The 21,235-nt window shown below is 71.1% G+C and carries 21 protein-coding genes and 4 pseudogenes; 11 read left to right on the forward strand and 14 right to left on the reverse strand.

What is annotated here, in order from left to right:
* Together ACZ562_RS19355 and ACZ562_RS19360 are read right to left on the reverse strand one after the other, a co-directional pair.
* On the reverse strand, positions 1 to 773 hold a 773-nt coding region (locus tag ACZ562_RS19355), incomplete at its 3' end, for a maltotransferase domain-containing protein (RefSeq protein WP_471180344.1).
* Positions 774 to 843: 70 nt separating this feature from the next.
* Positions 844 to 1,143, reverse strand: coding sequence for a DUF5133 domain-containing protein (locus tag ACZ562_RS19360; RefSeq protein WP_471180346.1), 300 nt, complete (start codon positions 1,141 to 1,143; stop codon positions 844 to 846).
* 297 nt (positions 1,144 to 1,440) lie between these two features.
* Between ACZ562_RS19360 and ACZ562_RS19365 the strand changes: the two genes are divergently transcribed.
* Together ACZ562_RS19365 and glgX are read left to right on the forward strand one after the other, a co-directional pair.
* On the forward strand, positions 1,441 to 1,953 hold the full coding sequence (locus ACZ562_RS19365; RefSeq protein ID WP_471180349.1) for a pep a2: 513 nt from the start codon (positions 1,441 to 1,443) through the stop codon (positions 1,951 to 1,953).
* Positions 1,950 to 4,091, forward strand: a complete 2,142-nt coding sequence (gene glgX, locus ACZ562_RS19370) for a glycogen debranching protein GlgX (protein WP_471180352.1) — start codon at positions 1,950 to 1,952, stop codon at positions 4,089 to 4,091. Before ACZ562_RS19365 ends, glgX begins: the two co-directional genes overlap by 4 nt.
* A 9-nt stretch (positions 4,092 to 4,100) precedes the next feature.
* On the opposite strand, the gene ACZ562_RS19375 is transcribed toward glgX, so the two are convergent.
* On the reverse strand, positions 4,101 to 4,904 hold the full coding sequence (locus ACZ562_RS19375; RefSeq protein WP_471180355.1) for a VOC family protein: 804 nt from the start codon (positions 4,902 to 4,904) through the stop codon (positions 4,101 to 4,103).
* Between the two features lie 148 nt (positions 4,905 to 5,052).
* Here ACZ562_RS19375 and ACZ562_RS19380 point away from each other — a divergent pair, with 148 nt between their 5' ends.
* Positions 5,053 to 5,406 (forward strand): ANTAR domain-containing protein, encoded by a 354-nt coding sequence (locus ACZ562_RS19380; RefSeq protein WP_471180358.1) that lies wholly within the window; start codon positions 5,053 to 5,055, stop codon positions 5,404 to 5,406.
* 15 nt (positions 5,407 to 5,421) lie between these two features.
* Here the strand turns inward: ACZ562_RS19380 and ACZ562_RS19385 are convergent, their stop codons facing one another.
* Positions 5,422 to 6,213: a SigB/SigF/SigG family RNA polymerase sigma factor gene (locus ACZ562_RS19385; protein ID WP_471180360.1), complete on the reverse strand. Its 792-nt coding sequence runs from the start codon at positions 6,211 to 6,213 to the stop codon at positions 5,422 to 5,424.
* Between the two features lie 320 nt (positions 6,214 to 6,533).
* Between ACZ562_RS19385 and ACZ562_RS19390 the strand changes: the two are divergent.
* Positions 6,534 to 6,796, forward strand: a pseudogene (locus ACZ562_RS19390) (ABC transporter ATP-binding protein); the annotation flags it as partial.
* Positions 6,797 to 7,059: 263 nt separating this feature from the next.
* On the forward strand, positions 7,060 to 7,581 hold the full coding sequence (locus tag ACZ562_RS19395) for a hypothetical protein (RefSeq protein WP_471180363.1): 522 nt from the start codon (positions 7,060 to 7,062) through the stop codon (positions 7,579 to 7,581).
* 75 nt (positions 7,582 to 7,656) lie between these two features.
* On the opposite strand, the gene hemC is transcribed toward ACZ562_RS19395, so the two are convergent.
* From hemC to ACZ562_RS19415, 4 genes are all read right to left on the reverse strand, one after another.
* Positions 7,657 to 8,592, reverse strand: a complete 936-nt coding sequence (hemC, locus tag ACZ562_RS19400) for a hydroxymethylbilane synthase (protein ID WP_471180366.1) — start codon at positions 8,590 to 8,592, stop codon at positions 7,657 to 7,659.
* Between the two features lie 140 nt (positions 8,593 to 8,732).
* The gene (locus ACZ562_RS19405; protein ID WP_471180369.1) at positions 8,733 to 9,500 is read right to left on the reverse strand and encodes an NPP1 family protein; all 768 of its coding nucleotides are present in this window, start codon (positions 9,498 to 9,500) and stop codon (positions 8,733 to 8,735) included.
* A gap of 149 nt (positions 9,501 to 9,649) precedes the next feature.
* A complete protein-coding gene (locus ACZ562_RS19410; RefSeq protein ID WP_471180372.1) occupies positions 9,650 to 10,630 on the reverse strand; it encodes an ATP-dependent DNA ligase in 981 nt (326 codons plus the stop codon).
* Between the two features lie 3 nt (positions 10,631 to 10,633).
* Complete coding sequence (locus ACZ562_RS19415; protein ID WP_471180374.1) at positions 10,634 to 10,831, reverse strand: hypothetical protein; 198 nt, start codon at positions 10,829 to 10,831, stop codon at positions 10,634 to 10,636.
* A gap of 89 nt (positions 10,832 to 10,920) precedes the next feature.
* Here ACZ562_RS19415 and ACZ562_RS19420 point away from each other — a divergent pair, with 89 nt between their 5' ends.
* The 3 genes from ACZ562_RS19420 to ACZ562_RS19430 all read left to right on the forward strand — a co-directional run bounded on the left by ACZ562_RS19420 (position 10,921) and on the right by ACZ562_RS19430 (position 14,166).
* On the forward strand, positions 10,921 to 11,298 hold the full coding sequence (locus tag ACZ562_RS19420; RefSeq protein WP_471180376.1) for a DoxX family protein: 378 nt from the start codon (positions 10,921 to 10,923) through the stop codon (positions 11,296 to 11,298).
* Positions 11,295 to 11,762, forward strand: a complete 468-nt coding sequence (locus ACZ562_RS19425) for a peroxiredoxin (protein ID WP_471180379.1) — start codon at positions 11,295 to 11,297, stop codon at positions 11,760 to 11,762. The genes ACZ562_RS19420 and ACZ562_RS19425 overlap by 4 nt, the downstream gene beginning before the upstream one ends.
* 64 nt (positions 11,763 to 11,826) lie before the next feature.
* Positions 11,827 to 14,166 carry a SpoIIE family protein phosphatase gene (locus ACZ562_RS19430; protein WP_471180382.1) on the forward strand — a complete coding sequence of 780 codons (2,340 nt, stop codon included), beginning with the start codon at positions 11,827 to 11,829 and terminating at the stop codon, positions 14,164 to 14,166.
* Positions 14,167 to 14,169: 3 nt separating this feature from the next.
* Here ACZ562_RS19430 and ACZ562_RS19435 read toward each other — a convergent pair.
* Together ACZ562_RS19435 and ACZ562_RS19440 are read right to left on the reverse strand one after the other, a co-directional pair.
* Positions 14,170 to 14,346 (reverse strand): annotated as a pseudogene (locus ACZ562_RS19435) (cupin domain-containing protein); the annotation flags it as partial.
* Positions 14,346 to 15,176 carry an aldo/keto reductase gene (locus tag ACZ562_RS19440; protein ID WP_471180968.1) on the reverse strand — a complete coding sequence of 277 codons (831 nt, stop codon included), beginning with the start codon at positions 15,174 to 15,176 and terminating at the stop codon, positions 14,346 to 14,348. The pseudogene ACZ562_RS19435 and the gene ACZ562_RS19440, both read right to left, overlap by 1 nt.
* Before the next feature lie 83 nt (positions 15,177 to 15,259).
* Between ACZ562_RS19440 and ACZ562_RS19445 the strand changes: the two are divergent.
* Positions 15,260 to 15,493 (forward strand): annotated as a pseudogene (locus tag ACZ562_RS19445) (TauD/TfdA dioxygenase family protein); the annotation flags it as partial.
* 283 nt (positions 15,494 to 15,776) lie between these two features.
* Here the strand turns inward: ACZ562_RS19445 and ACZ562_RS19450 are convergent.
* Positions 15,777 to 15,952, reverse strand: a pseudogene (locus tag ACZ562_RS19450) (LLM class flavin-dependent oxidoreductase); the annotation flags it as partial.
* A 63-nt stretch (positions 15,953 to 16,015) separates the two neighbouring features.
* Positions 16,016 to 17,518, reverse strand: a complete 1,503-nt coding sequence (locus ACZ562_RS19455) for a metallophosphoesterase family protein (protein ID WP_471180385.1) — start codon at positions 17,516 to 17,518, stop codon at positions 16,016 to 16,018.
* Positions 17,519 to 17,720: 202 nt separating this feature from the next.
* Between ACZ562_RS19455 and ACZ562_RS19460 the strand changes: the two genes are divergently transcribed.
* Positions 17,721 to 17,843 carry a hypothetical protein gene (locus tag ACZ562_RS19460; RefSeq protein WP_471180388.1) on the forward strand — a complete coding sequence of 41 codons (123 nt, stop codon included), beginning with the start codon at positions 17,721 to 17,723 and terminating at the stop codon, positions 17,841 to 17,843.
* 61 nt (positions 17,844 to 17,904) lie between these two features.
* Here the strand turns inward: ACZ562_RS19460 and ACZ562_RS19465 are convergent, their stop codons facing one another.
* Positions 17,905 to 19,104, reverse strand: a complete 1,200-nt coding sequence (locus tag ACZ562_RS19465; protein ID WP_471180391.1) for a glycoside hydrolase family 64 protein — start codon at positions 19,102 to 19,104, stop codon at positions 17,905 to 17,907.
* Between the two features lie 297 nt (positions 19,105 to 19,401).
* A complete protein-coding gene (locus ACZ562_RS19470) occupies positions 19,402 to 20,022 on the reverse strand; it encodes an L-threonylcarbamoyladenylate synthase (protein ID WP_471180394.1) in 621 nt (206 codons plus the stop codon).
* 622 nt (positions 20,023 to 20,644) lie between these two features.
* Between ACZ562_RS19470 and ACZ562_RS19475 the strand changes: the two genes are divergently transcribed.
* Positions 20,645 to 21,235 carry a GNAT family N-acetyltransferase gene (locus tag ACZ562_RS19475; RefSeq protein WP_471180396.1) on the forward strand — a complete coding sequence of 197 codons (591 nt, stop codon included), beginning with the start codon at positions 20,645 to 20,647 and terminating at the stop codon, positions 21,233 to 21,235.

Here is a 21,235-nt window from a genome sequence, read left to right on the forward strand (position 1 = left end):
GTGTTGTTGCGGCCCTTGCGGAAGGTGGTGCCGATCGGATGGATCGGCGGCAGGTAGACCACGTCGAAGCCCATCGCGGCGATCGCCGGCAGCCGACGCGCGGCGCTCGCGAACGTGCCGTGCGGCTGCTCGGGCGTGCCCTCCGAGCGCGGGAAGAACTCGTACCAGGCGCCGTACAGCGCCCGCTCCCGCTCCACCAGCAGCTCAAGCGTCGGCGACGCGGTGACCAGCTCCCGCAGCGGATACCGGGCCAGCACCGCGTCCACCTCCGGCGTCAACGCCGCCGCAAGGCGGGTGGCGACCGGCAGCGAGTCGTCGCGGACGGTCTCCGCGGCGGCCAGGACCACCGCGCGCGCGGGGCCCTGCGGCACTCCGGCCGCCACCCGCTCGTACAGTTCGGCGCCCTCTTCGAGGACCAGCCCGGTGTCGATGCCGGCGGGCACCTTGATACGGGCGGTCCGGCGCCAGGTGGCCACGGGGTCGCTCCAGGCCTCGACGCGGTACGTCCAGCGGCCCTCGGCGTCCGGGGTGACTTCGGCACCCCAGCGGTCCGTGCCCGGGGTCAGTTCCCGCATCGGGGTCCAGGGGCCGTGGGTGCCCTCCGGGTCGGTCAGTACGACGTTGGCGGCCACCGCGTCGTGACCCTCGCGGAACACGGTCGCGGTGACAAGAAACGTTTCTCCTCTGACCGCCTTGGCGGGGCGCCTGCCGCATTCCACGTTCGGACGGACATCACGTACAGGGATGCGGCCGATGGCCTGGATCGGATTCATGGGTCTCACCTCCGCCGTGCTGAAGGCCGGGCCTGTTGGCCCGGCCGGGGATCGAGCTGTGCCGGAAGGGCTACCTCCCGGCGCGGGAGCGCCGGTGCCTGGTGGGCGGGCCCCGCCGGGCGACCGTGCTCAGCCGGGGCCGCTCGTCCTGCTCCCGGAGGTAGCCGGCGAGTGTGCTCCGCAGATAGCGCTCGGCGGCGTCCGCGGCCTCGCGCGCGCAGCGCTTCCCCATCAGTACGCAGAGGGTGTAGCCCGAGTCCTCGAAAGTGGCCCGTACGGCATGGTCGGCGGGGGCCGCGAGCATCATGCGTTCCCAGGCCCGGTACCGCCGCAGTTGCCGGGCGACTTCGGCTTTGGCCGGTAGCAGCATGGCGCCGTTCACCTTTCAGGGGCTCGAACGCACGTCTCCCGACCGTCGGGCGGCGGCCGTGCGCACAGGCACGGAACGATCCGTTACGGGCATCGAGGTCTTCACTCATGGTGCACGTGCGACCACGTTGCGTCTTGTTGGCCCTTCAACCACTTCGGCGGTGTGCTCGTGTTGCACGAATGGCGTAGTGGTCTCACTCTGGACCTTACTCAGAAGCGATCAGTGCTCACGCTTCGTGTTCGGGGCCCAGTCCCCGCAGGGGGCGAGCGAGAGCTTCGCCGGTGAGGAGCCAACGAGATGAAGACCGCAGTGCCCTGCTACTACCACCTCGACGTGGAAGTCAGCCCGGAACGGGTCGGACAGGTCAGGCGCATCCTGGCCGCTCACCTCCGGTTCTGGGACCTGGAGACCCTGGTCGAGCCCGTCTGCCACGGCGCCGAGATGCTGCTGAAGGCCATCGACGAACACGCGACGGACAAGAACACGTCCATCGAGATGTGGTGGAACGGCCAGCACCTCATCACCGCGATCGGCGGCAACGACCGCGACCTGCGGCCGGACCAGGACCTGCGCGCCTGCCTGGAGCACCTCGCCGCGATGAGCGACGGCTGGGGCTGCTGTGCCACCGACACCGGCAGCAAGGTCATCTGGTTCTCGCAGCGCGCCCGGGCCGGCGAACGCGTCCCGCTCGTGCCGACGGCACCGGCACCGAGCCTGCGCGAGGGGCTTCAGGTGCCCCGCGAGCTGCCGGTCGCCATGCTGGCCGGCACCGCGCATATGCCCGAGGGCGTACGGGAGGGCGCGCGGTGACCGCGCGCCGCAGCCGGAAAGGGGTGCCCGCCTGGAGCGGGCACCCTTACCCGTTGGGTGCCGCATTCGACGGCAAGGGCACCAACTTCGCCCTGTTCAGCGAGGTCGCCGAAGGCGTCGACCTCGTCCTCGTCGATGACGAGGGCAGGCACCGCCGCGTCCCGCTGACCGAGGTCGACGGCTTCGTGTGGCACGGCTATCTGCCCGGTGTCGGACCGGGGCAGCGCTACGGCTACCGGGTGCACGGGCCGTGGGCCCCGGCACTCGGCCAGCGGTGCAATCCGGCGAAGCTGCTCCTCGACCCGTACACCCAGGCCGTCGACGGGCAGGCGGACAACCACGCCTCGCTCTTCGAACGCGCTCCGGACGGCCCGTCCCCCTCCGACAGCGCCGGGCACACCATGCTCGGCGTGGTCACAGACCCGGCCTTCGACTGGGGCGACGACGCCCCGCCCCGGCGGCCGTACGCCGACAGCGTCATCTACGAGACCCACGTCCGCGGACTCACCCGCACCCACCCCGATGTCCCCGAGGAACTCCGCGGCACCTACGCCGGTCTCGCGCACCCCGCGGTGGTCGAGCATCTGACCACGCTGGGCGTGACCGCCGTCGAACTGATGCCGGTGCACCAGTACGTGCAGGACGGCGTACTGCAGGACCGCGGCCTGTCCAACTACTGGGGCTACAACACCATCGGCTTCTTCGCCCCGCACAACGCCTACGCCGCCCACGGCACGCGCGGCCAGCAGGTCACCGAGTTCAAGTCGATGGTGAAGGCGCTGCACGCGGCCGGCCTCGAAGTGATCCTCGACGTGGTCTACAACCACACCGCCGAAGGCAACGAGAAGGGTCCCACCCTCTCCTTCCGCGGCATCGACAACGCCTCGTACTACCGTCTGGTGGACGGCGACTGGGGGCACTACTACGACACCACCGGCACCGGGAACAGCCTGCTGATGCGACACCCCTACGTGCTGCAGCTGATCATGGACTCCCTGCGGTACTGGGTCACCGAGATGCACGTCGACGGCTTCCGCTTCGACCTCGCGGCCACCCTGGCCCGCCAGTTCCACGAAGTGGACCGGCTGTCGGCGTTCTTCGACCTGATCCAGCAGGACCCGGTGATCAGCCGCGTCAAACTGATCGCCGAGCCGTGGGACGTGGGGGAGGGCGGATACCAGGTCGGCAACTTCCCGCCGCTGTGGTCGGAGTGGAACGGCAAGTACCGGGACGCCGTACGGGACTTCTGGCGCGGGGAACCGCACACCCTGGGCGAGTTCGCCTCCCGGCTGACCGGCTCCTCCGACCTGTACGCGCACAGCCGCCGCCGCCCGCGCGCCAGCGTCAACTTCGTCACCGCGCACGACGGGTTCACCCTGCGCGACCTGGTCTCCTACAACGACAAGCGCAACCAGGCCAACGGCGAGGGCAACCGGGACGGCGAGAGCCACAACCGGTCCTGGAACTGCGGCGCGGAGGGCGAGACCGACGACCCGGCCGTCCTGGAACTGCGCGCCCGCCAGCAGCGCAACTTCCTGGCCACGCTCCTGCTGTCGCAGGGCATTCCGATGCTCTGCCACGGCGACGAGCTCGGCCGCACCCAGCGCGGCAACAACAACGCCTACTGCCAGGACAACGAAGTCTCCTGGATCGACTGGGCTCTGACCGGCGAGCAGCGCGAGCTCGCGGAGTTCACCCGGTACGTCATCGGGCTGCGGGCCGCCCATCCGGTGCTGCGCCGGCGCCGCTTCTTCCGCGGCCAGAAGGCCAGGCACGCGGGCGGGCCGCTGCCCGACCTGGTGTGGCTGCTGCCGGACGCGAGCGAGATGACGAACGAAGACTGGCGCTCCGACGCCCACAGCGTCGGTGTCTTCCTCAACGGCGACGCCATCGCCGAACCCGACCAGTGCGGCCGGCCCGTGGTGGACGACTCCTTCCTGATCCTGCTCAACGGCTACTGGGAGCCGGTCGACTTCCGGCTGCCTGACGTCGCGTACGGCGAACGGTGGACGACACTCATCGACACCGGGGAACCGCAGGGCGCCGACGAGTCGGAGCACAAGGCGGGAACGGGCCTGACCGTCGAGTCCCGCAGCCTGGTCCTGCTGTCCCGCCCGCCCTCCCGGCCGGAGCGCTGAGGTCCGGGTTCAGCGCTCGCGGCGGGAGGTCACCGTGAACTGCGCGCCGTCGGGGTCGCGCAGTACGGCCTCCTCGCTGCCCTTGGACAGGACGCTGCCGCCGTGCAGCTCCGCCGCCCGTGCGCAGGCCGACACGTCCGAGACCGCGAAGTGGACCTGCCAGTGGGGGCGGATCGTCGGGTCGGGAGCCGATTCCCGTGCCTCGGACACGATGCGCGCGACCACGTGGCCCTCGCTGCGCAGCACGACCTCGCCGCCCTCGTACTGGACCTCGCAGCAGCCCGGACGCTTCGACGCCCAGTCGAAGACCTCACCGTAGAAGATGGCCGCGTCGAAGGCGTCACGCGTGTGGAGCCTGATGAAGGCGGGTTGTGCGCGCCGCCACTTCTCCCAGTCGGAAACGAGCTCGCCCTCCCAGATCCCGAAGGTGGCGCCGTCCCGGTCGGCCAGCAGCGCCGCCCGTCCGGGCGGGAAGGAGATCGGACCGACCGCAGCCGTACCGCCGCGCTCCTGCACCCGCGCCACGGCCTCGTCCGCGCTCGGCACCGCGAAATACGGCGTCCACGCCACCGCCATCTGCCACATGGTGGCGACCCCGGCGATCCCCGCGACCGGCGTCCCCTCGGCCAGCGCGACCCGGAAACGGTCGCCCAGCTTGGCCGTCTGCCACCGCCAGCCCAGCACGGCCGAGTAGAACTCCTCCGTGGTCTTCAGGTCGCGGCTGGTCAGGCTCACCCAGCAGGGTGCGCCGAAGAAGGAGTGGGTGGAGACGACGTCCGTCGTGCCACCGGGAAGTCTCGGGTCGTGCTTCATGGCAGTCGCGTCCTGGTCTCGTCGGCCTGGGCCACCGGGTCTCACCCCCCAGTGTCCGGCCGGAACCACTCCGGGCGCCTGCCGAGTACCCCGGCGGCCGCGTCGAAACGGTGCCGGGCGGGGCCCCCGCTGGGTGGCACCGGGCACGATGAGTCGCCAGGATGGATGCGTGGCACCAGCACCCCACGACCCGGCTGACGAGACGGACCGGATTTTCGAGCTGCAGGCAGAGGTCGAGCAGCTGAAGGAAGCCGTCGCCTCGCACGCCGTGGTGGACCAGGCGATCGGCATGGTCGTCGCGCTCGGCAGAGTGACGCCCGACGAGGCGTGGGAGGTGCTGAAGGACGTTTCCCAGCACACGAACATCAAGCTCCGCAATGTCGCGGAATTGATCCTTGTCTGGGGGCGGACCGGGGAAATGCCCCCGGAAATACGGGCCCGACTGGAAGACGCCCTCGACCGGTACGGCCCCACGGAGATCCCGGGAGTACCGCCGGAGTGAGGGCACCCTCGCGCTTCAGCCGGCCTCGGCGAGGACCTCCTCGCGCAGCCGGTCGAAGCAGCTGCTGAGCAGGCGGGAGACGTGCATCTGGGAGATGCCGAGCTGCTCTGCGATCCCGCTCTGCGTCATTCCCCTGAAGAAGCGCAGGTACAGGATGGTCCGCTCGCGCTCCGGGAGTGCCTCGAGGCAGGGCCTGACGGCCACACGGTCGACGACGACGTCGTAGTGGGGGTCCGGCCCGCCGATCGCGTCCGTCAGGGCATAGCCGTCGGTGCCGGGCATCTCGGCCTCCAGCGACAGCGCGGAGAAGCACTCCAGGGCCTCCATGCCGGTGCGCACCTCGTCCTCGCTCAGCTGCGCGCAAGCCGCGATCTCGGCGATGGTCGGAGGGCGCCCCGGGATCGTCTGCGACAGCTCCTTCGCGGCCTGGCGCACACGGTTGCGCAGGTCCTGGACGCGGCGTGGCACATGCAGCGACCACAGGTGGTCACGGAAGTGCCGCTTGATCTCGCCGGTGACGGTGGGCACGGCGTACGCCTCGAAGGCGGTGCCGCGCGCCGGGTCGAAGTGGTCGACGGCCTTGACGAGCCCCAGCGCCGCCACCTGGTACAGATCCTCGACCGACTCGCCGCGTCCCCTGAAGCGGATGGCGATCCGTTCGGCCATGGGGAGCCAGAGCTGGATCAGTTCGTCCCGCAGCGCTTTGCGTTCCGGCCCCTCCGGCAGCCCCGCGAGCCGTTCGAAGTCCTTGCTGGTGTCGGGGGCGTCGTCGTGCGGGTGCGGCTTCGTTTTGGTGGTGACGCGCATGGCGCGCTCCTCGTCGCCAGGTGCTGGTGGGACAGACCACCATGGGAGGCGCGGGCTCGGACCTGACGGAGGACACCGGGGCCGGAGGCCGGCTCCCACGGACGTGCCTCCTGTCCGAAGCACTGAATGGCAGATTCCCTCGGACGGCCGTGCCAAAACAATTCCGTGAATACGGTGACGCGGTGCGACCGGTTGATTCTCTATCGTTGCCGGCCCGTCGCGCAGAATTCCACCCGTCGCGCAGAATTTCAACAGAGTGAACGATCTGAAATCGGCGGAGTTCGTCGCGTGAATTCCTCTTGACGTCCCTCGGCGATTGCCTTCGTGCGGGCCTGGTCAGCGCACTCCGCCTGCTGATCCCCGGCGAACCGGTGATCGGTCTCGACCCGATCGCCCGGACGGGTGTGGGGGAGCGCATCGACGGCGTCCGCGCCGCCACCGGCAGGCGGTCCTGGTGACCACCCGCTACATGGACGAGGCCGAACAGTAGTGCGACCCGGTCGGCCTGATGCACCACGGCCGCATCCGCGCCCTCGGCACCCCGGCCGAGCTCGGGAAGGGCCCCGGCGAACGCCGGCGCGCCGCAGACGCGACGGCCCTCTCCTCCCGGGCGGTCAGCAAGGTCAACCCGCTGAGCTGTCAGGCGGGCCCGATGATCATGGCCTGGAACGTGATGTGCGGCACGCCCGCGGGCACCGTTCTCCCGTCGGCCGGCGGATTCTTCCTGCGCACGGCTTGATCAGCGATCAAGGGGGTGAAATCGCTGGCCACAGCGCATTCTGCCCATTTGACAGTGCAGTGAGCCCACAGATAGGAAGCAGCTGTCTGAGGTCGAAGAGGTGCATTGTGTACGAGCCGAACGTGACCGGGGACTGGCAGGAGTACGACGGGCATGCCGGTCTGCGGGTCCGTGTCCACCGCCTGGAGGCGGCCGAGCCGCCGCGCGGACGGGACGACGCCGCCGACGGGCTGACTTACTTCAGTGTCCGGGTCACCGTCGAGAACCGCGGCAGCCGGCACTTCGGCATCCACCTCGAGGACGGCCAGATCGACGTACGTCTAGGCCCCGACGGCGAGAGCGCCTTCATCGACTGGCGCAATTCGCAGTTCATCGAAGGCTTCGACGTCTACCCGCTGCGCCGGGCCACCGCCGTGCTGTACGCGGCCGGGCCGGAGGCGTCCCTGAGCCAGGTCGACGTCCAGATCCAGCTGCGTGTGGACGACGAGTGGACCGACCGCCGGCTGTGGGCGGGCGGCATCGGCGTCGGTATCGACGAGGGCCGCGCCCACCCCGGGACGGGGCGGGAAAGCCTGGCGCACCAGGTGAGCAACTTCCTGCGGGACCAGGCGGAGGAAGGCACCGCCTGACGGCCGGCCCGGGTCGGCGCGGGATGCCGGCGAGTCGGAGTGGCATGCGAGGCGTCGGAGGCACGGGCCGCGTGATCAGTGCGGGATCCCGTCGATGATCTCGCGGGCGCCCTGACGCAGCAGAGCCACGGCCACCGATGTGCCGAGGGTGGCCGGGTCGAGCCGTCCCGCCCATTCGTGGGCGTTCAGCCGGGTCTTGCCGTCCGGGGTGAAGACGCAGGCGCGCAGGGACAGTTCGCCACTGCGGTCCACGCGCGCGTACCCGGCGATCGGACTGTTGCAGTGGCCCTGCAGGACGTGCAGGAACATACGCTCCGCGGTCGCTTCCCGGTGCGTGTCCGGGTCGCCGAGCGCACTCACCGTGTCGATGAGCTCGGTGTCGCCCACCCTGCACTGCAGGGCGAGGATGCCCGCGCCGATCGGCGGCATCATCGTCTCGGGGGAGAGGACCTCGCTGATCACGTCACGGCGGTCGATGCGCTCCAGACCGGCCACCGCGAGCAGCAGCGCGTCGGCCTCGCCGGCCGCCAGCTTCTCCAGCCGCCGGTTGGCGTTGCCGCGGAACGGTACGCACTCCAGGTTCGGGTGGGTTGCGGCCAGTTGGGCGACCCGGCGCACCGAGGAGGTGCCGATCCTCGTTCCGGCCGGGAGCTCGTCGAGGGTGAGCCCGCCCGGATGGACCAGGGCGTCGCGGATGTCGTCGCGCTTCAGGAACGCGGCGAAGGTCGTACCCGCGGGGAGCGGCCGGTCCGCGGGCACGTCCTTGACGCAGTGCACCGCGAGATCGGCCTCGCCGGCCACGAGCGCGGCGTCCACCTCCTTGGTGAACGCCCCCTTGCCCTCCACCTTGGACAGGTCGCCCAGCCACTTGTCACCGGTCGTCTTCACCGGCACGACCTCGGTGCGGACACCGGGATGCCGCTCGGCCAACTCGGCGCGGACACGTTCCACTTGGGCGAGCGCCATGGGCGAGTCGCGGGAGACGATACGGATCATTTCGGGGACGGACATGCGGACACGATAGACCTCGCGGCGGTGTGCTCGTGCCGTACCGCCGAGTTCCGCCCTGACGATCCGGGTCGGGCGTGGGGTCAGCCACCGGACCTCGTGACGTCCCCTGACCTGGGTCAGGGGCTCGATCCGGGACGGGCTCAGGCGTTCGGGTCGAACGCGATCCCAGAGGGCTTGGCCTCCGCGAGGTTGGAGGCGAAACTGTCTTCCCTCAGGCCGAAGTGGGCGCTGCCGAAGTCGTACGTGCTCAGCTTGTCGCGCAGGCCCTCCGGGTAGCCGTTCCAGCCGACCGGCGGCGGGTACTGCCAGGTGCCCTTGTGGTTCTCCGGCGGCTCGTCGCCCGAGTTCGCCGGCCGGAAGCAGTGCGTGCTGATGCCGTCCTTGTGGTAGACGATCTTCGGGTGGGTGCCCTCGAACCGGACCGTGGAGGCCGCGTGCACGGTGAAGTCGCCATGATCGGACGTCGAGACGTACTGGACCCGGTCGTTCCGCACCCACACCACGACGTGCTCCCAGTCGTGGCGGTGCCCGCCCAAGCTGGTGCCGGGCACGGCCTGGTCCTTCTCGAAGTACAGGTCGTACATGTAGGCGCACCAGGCGTTGTCGCACTTGTAGCGCGAGTAGGTGTTGGTGTTGTCGAGGTCCGAGGCGTCGCGGCAGCTGCCGTTGAGGGCGCCGGTCGGTTTGAGGCCGCCGTTGACGGTCCCGTCGGGCCCGATGGCCGGCGTCGGGTAGCAGCCGTCCCTGTCGTAGTCGAAGGCGGGCTGGTAAGTCCGCTCCGCGGCTTCGGCGTTGGCGGGCAACGCCGCGGGCACTGCCGCGACGGCGGCGGTGGGAAAGGCGACGACGAGCGCCACGGCGCCGGCGAGACCGGTGAGCCATCTCTTGCGGTGCGTTGTGGAGGTCATGGACGACGACACTGCGTCCTCCTCTTGGGCGCAGCCCAACGGTTGTGGGGGCAAGGGCAGTTCAGCTTCCCCGCTTTCCACTTCCGCGCCAAGAGCCATGGGCGTACCAGTGATGAAGGGCAGCCGAGCCGTCTGCTTCTGATGCCGTTTCAGGCGATGTCGTCCGGGAGGTCGGCCGACGACTCCCCGGGTGCGAGATCAGGGCGCAGCCGCAACCAGGAGGGCTGCCGCAGCATCCCGGCCCGGGTGCGGGTGCTGTAGCGGACCTCGCCGACCAGCCGGGGCAGGACCCAGTGCGCGCCCGCCACCGGCGGCACGGGGTCGAAGGGGCACACGTCCGTGGCCGCGGCCCGCAGCAGTTCGGCGAGCCGGGTCCGTTCGGCCTCGCTCCAGCCGGTGCCCACGCTGCCGACGTACCGGAGAGCACCGGCGGAACGCTGTCCGACCAGGACGGCCCCCGGCAGGCCGGTGAGCCGCCCCTTGCCGGGCAGCCAGCCGCCCACGACGACGTCCTCGCTGCGCATGTTGCGGATCTTGATCCACGCCCGGGAGCGCACCCCCGGCTCGTAGACCGAGTCCAGGCGCTTGCAGACCAGACCTTCCAGTCCGTGCTCGCGGGTGGCCCGCAGGGCCTGTTCGCCGTGCCCGACGATCGCGGCGGGAGTCGACCATCTGGGCCCGGCCAGGCCCAGCTCCTCCAGGTGCCGGCGCCGCCGCGCGTAGCGGAGCGGGAGGAGGGAGCGCCGCCCCAGGTGCATCACGTCGAACAGCACCAGGTGGACGGGGGTCTGGGAGGCCAGGCGGGCCGCTTTGGCGGGGGAGTGGGCCAGTCCCATACGGGACTGCAGCAACTGGAAGTCGGCGCGGCCCCGTTCGTCGAGCGCCAGCACCTCCCCGTCCAGAACGGCGGGCGTGGTGCCGAGAGCGTGTCCCAGCGGGAGCAGTTCGGGGTACGCGGCGGTGATCTCCTCTCCGGACCGTGCGCGTAGCACGACACTGCCGTCCCCGGCGAGGTAGGCCACCACCCGCTGGCCGTCCTGTTTCGTCTCGTAGGCCCAGCGGGCGTCCTGTGCGGCGGGCGGCAGGGAGCCCGGCGTGGCGAGCATGGGGGCGATCAGGGGGAGGCGCACGGCTCAGTTGTCGACACCCGCGCCCATCGCCACGCGCCCTTGCCGCCCGTTTCCCCTGAACGGCGTCACTTCCTCGGCGGCGTCCGCGCGGGCGGCGCCCGAGGAACCGCGGCAGTTCGCCACCCTCTTCCACCGCATGGTCGACGACAGCAGCTCCCGCACCAGCTGCCCGCTGCGGGCCGCCGACAGGAAGACCGCCATGGCCGTGCACCTCTGGGCAAGGCCAAAGTGGCCCCCGCACTTGTCTACCGTCTAGTAATATCGCGCGGCAGGTCATCAGAGGAGGAACCGTGTCCCGGTCCGAACGCTCGCCCCTGCTGCTCGCCGGCCTGCTGGCCACCGCGGGTGTCGCCCACTTCGCCTCGCCACGCCAATTCGACGCGACCATTCCGCGGGCCCTGCCGGGCTCGCCCAGGACATGGACGTACGCCAGCGGTGCCGTCGAGCTGGCGCTGGCCGCGGGCCTCGCGCTGCCGCGCACCAGGAAGACGGCCGCGCTGGCCACGGCAGCCTTCTTCGTCGGCGTCTTCCCCGCCAACGTGAAGATGGCCGCGGACTGGCGCGACAGGCCCGCGCCGCTCAAGGCCGCGGCCGTGGGACGGCTGCCGCTGCAGGTGCCCCTCGTGCTGTGGGCCCGTAGTGTCGCCCGGAAGGGGGAGAGCCGGTGACCGGGCGCGTCGAGGTCGGCGACAGGCTGGAGGACTTCGCGCTGCCGGACGAGACCGGCACGAGCCGCAGCCTGTCCGAACTGCTCGCCGACGGGCCGGTGGTGCTGTTCTTCTATCCGGCGGCCCTGACCCCGGGCTGCACCGCTGAAGCCTGTCACTTCCGCGACCTGGCCGCCGAGTTCGCCGACGTCGGCGCACGGCCCGTCGGCATCAGCGGCGACGCAGTCGAACGCCAGCAGGACTTCGCCGGCCAGCACGGGCTCGGCATGCCGCTGCTGTCCGACGCCGACGGCACGGTCCGGGAGCGGTTCGGCCTGAAGCGCGGGTTCTCCCTGGCACCCACCAAGCGGGTCACCTTCGTCATAGGCCAGGACCGGACGGTCATCGAGGTCGTCCGCAGCGAACTGAGGATGAACACGCACGCCGACCGTGCCCTGGAGGCCCTGCGCGCCCACCGGAAGTGACGCACGGACCCCACAGGCCGTAGCGCGGTTGATGCGGTGCCGCAAAGGGACCATCCTGGACGATATGGAGCAGGTCTCTGCTGCGGCGATCGTCGATGCCCAGGGCATCGTGACGGGGTGGAGCGAGGGTGCGCTGCGGCTGACGGGATACACGGCCGAGGAAGCCGTGGGGCGAGCGGCACGGGAACTGCTCGCCCAGGACCCGCCGTCCGCGGTCCTCACGGCCGGGGAGGGCGCCGTCGTGCTGCGGCACAGGGACGGCACCCTGGTCCCGCTCACCCTGAAGGCCTGTGCGGTTCTGGGTGACAACGGCGAGCCTGACGGATACGTGATCACCACCGAACGGCCCCGCGCACCGGAACCCAGGCTCTCCGGGAGAGCCTTCGAGCAGGCGTCCATGTCGATGTCGATCTTCGACACGGAGCAGCGCTATCTGCGCCTCAACGACATGGCCTGCCGGGTCATGGGGGTGGAGGAGGACACCCTCCTCGGCCGTTACTTCCCGGACACCGTGGAGGACGCCGAGCACAGCCGGGGCTTCCTGAACAACCTGCGCCAGGTGGCCGAGACAGGCAGGCCGGTCCGCTACGAGAGCTTCACAGGTGCTCCCACCAGCAACCGGGAGCATGCCTGGAGCATCGAGATGTGGCCCGTACGGGACGCCGGCGGTGAGCTGACCGCGGTGGCCCTGGCGGCGTTCGACAGCAGTGACCAGTACTGGGCCCGGCAGCGGCTGGCGCTGCTGAACGAGGCGGCGGCCGCCATCGGCACCACCCTCGACGTGGTGCGCACTGCCGAGGAGATGGTGGAGCTCCTGGTGCCTCGGTACGCCGACTTCGCCAGCGTGGACCTGCTCGACTGGGTCCTCGGGGCGGACGAACCACCGACGGCGCTGGACGGTGACATCGTCCTGCGCCGCGTCGCCCACGGCTCCGCCCACGAGGGCACCCCCGAGGCGGCCGTGCGCCTGGGCGAGGTGGACTTCTACCCGTCGTTCTCACCGCCCGCGAAGGCATTGCGGCAGGGGCGGGCGGTCCTCGGCCAGGCGGGCGAGCCGGACTTCGTGCGGTGGGTCGCCGAGCGCAACGCGAGGGCACCCGAGGGCCGTTCCTACCGCAGAGGCGTCCATTCGCTGCTCGCGGTGCCGCTGCGGGCACGCGGCACCACGCTCGGTGTCGCCGTGGGTGTCCGTATCGCCCAAGTGGAGGACTACGCCGCCGACGACGCCGTGCTGGCCGAGGAACTCGCCAGCCGCGCCGCCGTCTGCATCGACAATGCCCGCCGCTTCGCCCGTGAGCGGACGACCGCGCTGGCCCTGCAGCACAGTCTGCTGCCCCGGGGACTGCCCGGACAGGCGGCGGTCGAGATGGCCCACCGCTACTTGCCGTGCGGATCCCTCGCGGGCATCGGCGGCGACTGGTTCGACGTGATCCCCCTCTCCGGCAGCCGCGTCGCCCTGGTCGTCGGCGACGTGGTGGGGCACGGCATCCCGTCGTCGGCGACCATGGGGCGGCTGTGCATGGCGGTCCGCACCCTCGCCGACGTGGACCTGCCGCCGGACGAACTCCTCACCCATCTGGACGACCTGGTCACCCACCTGGCGGGGCACGACGGAGGTGAGGAGGTCGCGGAACTGGGCGCCACCTGTCTCTACGCGGTCTACGACCCGGTGGCCCGTCGCCTCACCCTCGCCGCGGCGGGCCACCCGGCGCCGGCCGTCGTCCTGCCCGACGGCACCGCGCACCTCGTCGCGATGACCCCCGGACCCCCGCTCGGCGTGGGCGGTCTGCCCTTCGAGGCGACGGAGTTCGAGCTGCCCGAGGGCGCGATCGTCGCCCTGTACACGGACGGCCTGCTCGAGGACCGTGACCGCGACGTCGACCGCGCCACCGCCGAGCTGTGCCGCTCGCTGACCGCGCCTGCGGAGTCGCTCGACGCCCTGTGCGACACCGTGCTGAAGGCCGTACTGCCCGAAGAGCCCAGCGACGACGTGGCACTGCTGCTGGCCCGCACCCGGGTGCTGGGCGCGGACCGCGTCGCCACCTGGGACGTACCGCCGGACCCCGCCCTTGTGGCCCCCACCCGGCAGGCGGCAACCGAGCAACTGGCCGAGTGGGGACTGGAGGAGGCCGTCTTCGTCACCGAACTCGTCGTCAGTGAACTGGTCACCAACGCGATCCGGTACGGCGAACCGCCCATCCAGCTGCGGCTGATCCGCGACCGCAGCCTCATCTGCGAAGTCTCCGACGGCAGTTCCACCTCACCGCATCTCAGGCGTGCCCACGCCTTCGACGAAGGAGGGCGCGGCCTGCTCCTAGTCGCGCAGCTGACCCAGCGCTGGGGCAGCCGGCAGACCGACAGGGGCAAGACGATCTGGGCGGAGCAGGCGCTGTCACCGTACTGATCAGGTGGAGTCGTTGTGGCTCAGCGTGCCCCGCTTGACGAAGGCGTGAAGGGGACCGTCGTGGTAGTGCCGGCCCGTGGCCTGACCCGGCGGAATCGTGATCTCGCGCACGATGTGGTCCGTGTGGCCCACCGTGGTCCGGCAGATCAGCCGCCCGGTGACACCGGGGCCGGGCCGAGTCAGAACTCCTCGTGCACCTCGGGATCCCCGCCGATGCGGCGATGGGCACGGCCGGCGACGGCGCTGAGCTGAGCCGGTGCCAGCTCGAAGCCGAAGACGGCGAGGTTCTCACGCTGCCGGTGCGGGTCCGCCGACTTCGGGATGGGGACCGCGCCGAGCTGGGTGTGCCAGCGCAGGACGACCTGCCCGGCCGTCACCCCGTGAGCCTCGGCGATCGAGGCGACGACGGGGTCGTCCAGCAGGCGTGTGCCACGTCCGAGCGGGCTCCAGCTCTCGGTGAGGATGCCCTTGCCGGCATGGAAGGCGCGGAGCTCTTCCTGGGGGAGGTAGGGGTGCAGCTCGATCTGGTTGACGGAGGGCAGGACCCCGGTCTCCTTCTCCAGCCGCTCGATGTGCGCGGGGGTGAAGTTGGAGACGCCGATCGACCGCACGAGCCCCTCCTCCCGCAGTTTGATCATCGCCTTCCACGAGTCGACGTACTTGCCGACGCGGGGGAGCGGCCAGTGGATCAGATACAGGTCGACGTACTCCACGCCCAGACGGCGACGGGACTCCTCGAAGGACGCGAGGGTCTCCTCGTGGCCGTGGTGCCGGCCCGGAAGCTTCGTCGTCACCACGACCTCCTCGCGCGGGACCCCGCTGCGGGCCACCCCGAGGCCGACGCCGGTCTCGTTGCGATAGTTCGTCGCCGTGTCGACGAGGCGGTATCCCAGCTCCAGGGCACCGCGCACCGCCTGCTCCGCCTGCGCGTCGTCCATCGGCCAGGTGCCCAGACCGATGGCGGGGATGGTCGTACCGTCGTTGAGCGTGTGCACCGGGATGTTGATCACCATCGGGCCTTCCCTCGGCTGTGTCCTCCACCCAGAGTCACGGATGGGGCGAGGATCGATCAAACGGACGGGACTCGCTCCGGGAGATGCTCCTCGGTCAGGCGACCCGGCCGGAGTACACGGTCCGGTTCCGCTGGGAGCCGGGCGGTGTGGCTTTCTGGGACAACCGGGCCACCATCCATCTGGCCCCCGGTGACAACGCCCACCTCGGCTTCCCCCGGACCATGCACCGGGTGATGCTGGCCGGCGACGTACCGGTGGGGGTGGACGGCAAGCCCGCGGAGCCGGTCGTCGGCAGTGCACCGGGGTGCTGGTGACGCCCTGTTCAGACGGCCTGCTGCCGGCCCGGGGCGGGGCCGGGCTTCGTGGCCGTGCCGGTGAGGATCTGCACATGGTCCTCGCGCTCGAAGCCGAACGGCAGTGGGAACGCCACCTCGTCCACCTCGCGGAACGCGACGTGCGCGTCCCACCGACTCCGCCTCGGCCGACCAGCGCGGGGCGGCCTCGCCGTCGGGGTGGTGGGCGCGGAAGGCTGCGGCGTCGAGGGCTTCGAGGTGTTCTCGGACCGGGTGCAGCCGCACTCACTGAAGTCGGTGGCGGACTGTGGACGCCGACGGTCGCCAGGTCCTCCGCGAGCCGCAGCGGTTCTCCCCGCCGAGCGGGATCACCGCGGTGCCCAGCTCGGTCCGGCGGGTGCGCTGCGAGGCCGCCGCCAGGACGGCGACGGGGGAGGAGGGGCCGTACCGGAGGTGGCGGTGGCGCACCCACGCGATGTCGGTTCGGTGCGGCTGTGCGGCCGTACAGCCGCACCGAACCACGGTGCAGGCCGCCATTCCGGCTCAGGTCAGCGGGATGACCACCTCGTCCTCGACCGGCGGCTCGACCTCCTGCGCGCGGTTGCCGGTGGCCGCGTAGCAGCGGAGCCGGACCGAGTCGGGCGTGACGTCGAGGCGCAGGAAGCACTTGAAGAACGGTGGACTGTACGTCGCCGAGCCCGGCGAGAACAGCTGCGTGTAGATCTTGCGCACGGGGAGGCGGAACCGCGAGGTGTGGTCCGGGCGGCCGCTGGCGCCCAGCAGGCTCGCGACCAGCCTGGTGCGCCATGTGACGCGCGCGTCGGGGCCCGGGGCGCGGGCGGGCGTGATGCCCAGGCGCTCGGCGATCACCGCCGTGGCCTCGGCCTCGGTGAGGGTGAAGAAGCGGCGCAGGCGCAGTCGGCGTCCGTAGAGGCCGCTGTAGAAGGCGAGGGAGTCGCCGCGCAGCGGGTAGCAGCGGAAGTCCTTCTCGGTGACGTCCGCGACGCCGATGCGGGGGATCGTGTGGGTGGCGTGCATGAACGCCCCGCCGCCGCCCGCGACCACGTACTGGAGGGTGCGGCCGTCGAGCCACACCGGGTAGCGCTGGTAGTTGTGGATGTCGCCGCCTATCGCGGCGACGTAGTGGTGGCCGGGGTCGCGCACGATGTCGTCGACCGTGCCGCCCCCGTCGATGGGGCAGGGGTGGTGTTCGCCGTCGACGTAGAGCGGTGACCCGGTGATGAGGATCTTCGGGCGGGGCCCTCGGGACACCTCGCGCAGCCAGGCGCCCTGTTCGGCGTCGACGGTGCCCAGCAGCCCCGTGTCGATGCCTATGATCCGCACCGGTCCGGCGTCGATCGCCCAGTACGGGCCCGGCTGGACCGCCTGTTGGGCAGGTTCGGCCCGCAACTGCCGTGCCTCGTCGAAGTGTTGCCCGTCGTGCGCGCGCGGACGGTGCCACAGCAGCGACCGCAGCCAGGCCCGGCTGAGCGGGCGCGGCGCGGGTTCGGGCGGGAGGGGAGGGGCGTCGTCGCAGAAGACGCGCATGAACGCACCGAGGTCCTCGTACCAGTCGTGGTTGCCCGGTATCGCGTAGATCGGTGCCCGGTAGTCCTGGTAGGGGCGGAAGAACTTCGTGGCGTAGTCGTCGGCGCTGCCCACCGGGTAGATCACGTCGCTGGCTATGACGGCGAAGTCGGTTCCCTGACTTGCCTTCAGAAAGCCTGGTACGACGGCGTACTGGGGGTCGTCGCCCTCGCCGGTGTCGCCGATGACCATGAAGGAGAACCGGTCCGCGTCGCCGCGCCGGATCACCTTGTCGGCGGGTGCGCCGGCGGCCGCCCGCTGGGCCACCCATCTGCCGCGCGTACGGCCGGTGGGGTCCCCGAACCAGGAGGCCAGCACGCCGTTGCGGGCGGCCCAGAGCATCTTGGGGTTCAGCCAGGAGATCTTCTCGACCTTGTGCGGCATGAGCTGCTTGTACTCGCCGCGTTCTGCGGCGCCCCAGCCCGCGCCTTCGGCGGTATCGCGTGAAGAGTCAGACACCGGTGCACCGTAACAACGATCCAGAGCTGGGCGAGAGAGGCGGGCGCCGCGCGGGCGCGCCCGACCGACCGCGCCCCGCGGCGCGTTGCCGCGGCAGCAAGTGCGTTTCCTGCTATGTCACTTGACCCGGCGCAGGTCACCGTGTGCCCACAGTCCGCTCACAGACGCGCCCGGCCTCCCGGCGCAGAGGGACGACCCTCGGATGCCCGGGATTCTTGATGGCACGACCCGGTCGACGCTGCCATCCTCCTGGTTCACCGGGGCCGAGGACTCCTCGCCCCAGACCGGCTTCGTCGTCGACGACACCGCCGTGACGACCGGCTGACGCGTTTCCCCTGACCGGCGTCCCGCACGCGGGCCCTCCCCGCGTGCGGGACGCCGCGCGCTCAGCTCAGCGGATCGAGCGTCAGATAGGCCTGGCGCGGCGAGCCGTCGTGGACGAGGGACTCCTGCCGGCCGACGTCGTCGAACGCGAAGGCGTACGCCTTGCCGTCGGCCATCTGCGCGTGGATCTTGCGGGCGTAGTGGTTGGTCACCACGTCCTGGTAGAAGTTCGCGGTCGTGGTGTCCGGCTGGTTGGGGTTCACGAGCAGCGTGGACCGGTTGAAGCCCGCGCACAGCGTGCGGGAGATCGGGCCGCGCACCGCGTCGTTGGGCGCGTCCAGCCGCTTGTGGCAGCCGAAGATGCTGTCGGCGTCGGGTTTCTGGAAGCTGGTGACGACCGCCCCGGAGCTGTTGGTGAAGGTCATGACGCCGCCGGAGACCCGGCCGTGGTACCTGGTGTTCGGCTGGTCGGCGAACGGTGTCACCGTCAGGGTCGCCGTCACGTACTTCTGCCAGACGCGGTTGACGTAGTCGTCCATCACCGAGGCCGGCAGCGCCCCTGTCTCCAGACCGTACCCGGGGGAGAGCGCCCGCAGCACGGTGCCGTCGGACCGTGTCTGGATCAGGTCGGCCCACCCGCCCGGCTGCCCGCGCAGGGCGTTGAAGAACCCGTTGTAGCCGCCCGCCTTGAGGCGTCCGGTGCTGTCCGTGCTCCCGTCGGCACGCTGGACCCCGACCGCGTAGGGCGCGGAGAACATGTCCACCTGGGTGCTGTTGAGCCACAGTCCGGAGTCGTTCAGCGTGTACTCGGACCAGTTGAAGAGGATGTTGCGGTTCGGGTCGCTCGGGTTCTGTACGGCCGGCTGCACCAGGCCGCCGGTGGTCAGCCGGAACACCAGTTTCTGGCCGTACGAGAAGTAGATCCGGCCCGAGAACTCGGGGAGCTGGATGGTCTTCGACTGTCCGGCGGCCGGCCCGGGGATGGACGCGTCGGGCGCGGGCGTGGGCGGATTGCCGCCCGCCGGCCACGGATGGAACGTGCCGCCCGCGTCGGCCCAGCCCTGCCGGCCGGTCGCCGGCAGGGTGCCGAGATTGTAGACGTAGACCGGCTCACTGCGGCCGGAGTTGTTGGTCAGTCTCAGAGGGATCGTGGCGGGCACCGCGGCGGGTGCGGGCGCCGGTGTCGCGAACGCGAGCAGCGCGCCGAGCAGGGCGGCTGTAGCGGTCGTGGCGAGGAGTCTGTGCCTGAGTCCTGCGAGCACTCTCCACCTCCGTACGGGTTGTGGGGTTGGTCCGTACCTGTTTGAGAGCGCTCTCAGCGTCGCGGCAGGGCGCGAACATGTCAATAAGAACGGCGAGAAGCGGCGCCCTGGGCCGTCCGCGGGCGCCGCCGCTCCGTCAGAAGGTGCGCTTCGACAGGTCGAGCCGCGCCGCCCGGTGCCGCTCGGGCGCCTCACGGTGCTACGTGGCCGTGCCGGCCTGCGTGAATCCATGGTGCGCGCCGGGGCAGACCTCGCAGCGGTGCCGGACGCCCGGGTACGCACGCCCCGTTCCCCGGCTCACTCGAAGCGCGTCGTGTCGCCCGCCCCACGCCGTACGATCTCGGCCTCGCCCCCGGAGAAGTCGATGACCGTCGTCGGCTCCGTGCCGCATTCCCCGGAGTCGAGCACCGCGTCCAGGACATGGTCGAGCCGGTCCTTGATCTCCCAGCCCTGCGTCATCGGCTCGTCCTCGTCCGGCAGCAGCAGCGTGCTGGACAGCAGCGGTTCGCCGAGCTCGGCCAGCAGTGCCTGGGTGACGACGTGGTCGGGGATGCGCACGCCGACCGTCTTCTTCTTCGGATGCTGCAGCATGCGCGGCACCTCCCTCGTCGCGGGCAGGATGAAGGTGTAGCTGCCGGGCGTGGACGCCTTGATCGCGCGGAACACGTCGTTGTCGATCCGCACGAACTGGCCGAGCTGCGCGAAGTCCTGGCACACGAGGGTGAAGTGGTGCCGGTCGTCCAGGCGGCGGATCGTGCGGATCCGGTCGATGCCGTCACGGCTGCCCAGCCGGCAGCCCAGCGCGTAGCAGGAGTCCGTCGGATACGCGATGAGCGCATCCGCGCGGACGCTGTCGGCGACCTGGGAGATGGTGCGCGGCTGCGGGTTGTCGGGGTGCACGTCGAAGTACTTCGCCATCCGCCGAGCTTATGCCGTGAACGGGGGGCGGCCGAGCAGGACGGTGTGACACCGGAGGAGGAGCCGAGGGAGGGGACGCGGACTTGGGTCTCCCGCGGGGGGAGACACGAAGCGTGGGGTCATGAACGGCGGAACCCGTTACTCGATCGGCGCACCGCCCGGAGTCACCCCGCGGATCCCGTGGTCGCCGCGCTCACCGGCCACTGCGCGCGCACCCTAGTGCCGCGTCAGCCAAGGTTTGCCCGTCAAGGAGCGGCGTCCGGTGCGTGCTCTCGGCGTGCCGGCCGGAAGTCCTCGTACTGGACGTACTTGGGCTTTCGGCCGGTGCGGCGAGAGGGCGTGCCGGGCGTCGCGACGGGGCGAACCTTGGCTGACGCGGCACTAGGCCCCCCGACGACGCCACGCTGCACATCCGGTTGCCGCGTCGCCTCGAAACCGCGAACGACCCGCGCCGGGACCGGTGCGCCGAGCTGGTTGCCCGCGTCAACGGCCGGCCGGACCGGAACCTCTGACACCGGTGATCGACTGGTCCGTCACGGCACTGCGCGTGCGGACTCCCCGATGATGCCCCCACGGACCCGGGCCATCGGGGCAGGACGCCGGGGCCGCGTACGCTCCCCCCATGGACGACGACGCCGTACGGCTGGAGGTGCCCGCCACCCCCACGGCTCCCGCGCTTCATCTGCGCCCCTGGAGCCCCGCGGACGCCGCCGGCCTGGTCTCCCTGCACCAGGACGCGGCCCTGCGCCGCTGGACGAGTTTCGCGGTGGACGACGAGCCGGGCGCCGCGTGCTGGGTACGGGAGCAGCGACGCGGATGGGAGGCGGGGGTCCGCTACGCCTTCGCGATCGTCGACAGCCGCGACGGGACGGCCGACGGGCGGCTCGTGGGCAACGCGGTCCTCAAGCGCCCCGGCCCCGACGCCGCGACCGCCGAGGTCGGCTACTGGACCGCTGCGCACGCCCGCGGCCGGGGTGTGGCATCGCGGGCGCTGGAGGCGTTGACGGACTGGGCGTTCGGCGCCTTCGCCGACCCCGGGCTCAGGCGTCTCGAGCTGCTCCACCAGGAGGACAACACGGCGTCCTGCCGCGTCGCGGACAAGTGCGGGTTTACGTTCAGCGGGCTCCTGCCCGCCGTCCCGCCCGCCTACCCGCTGGACGGCCACCTCCATGTCCGCGTTCGCGACACCGACCGCCGGGCAGCCGTCGGGTAA

The sequence above is a fragment of the Streptomyces sp. NPDC040410 genome, from assembly GCF_055595715.1.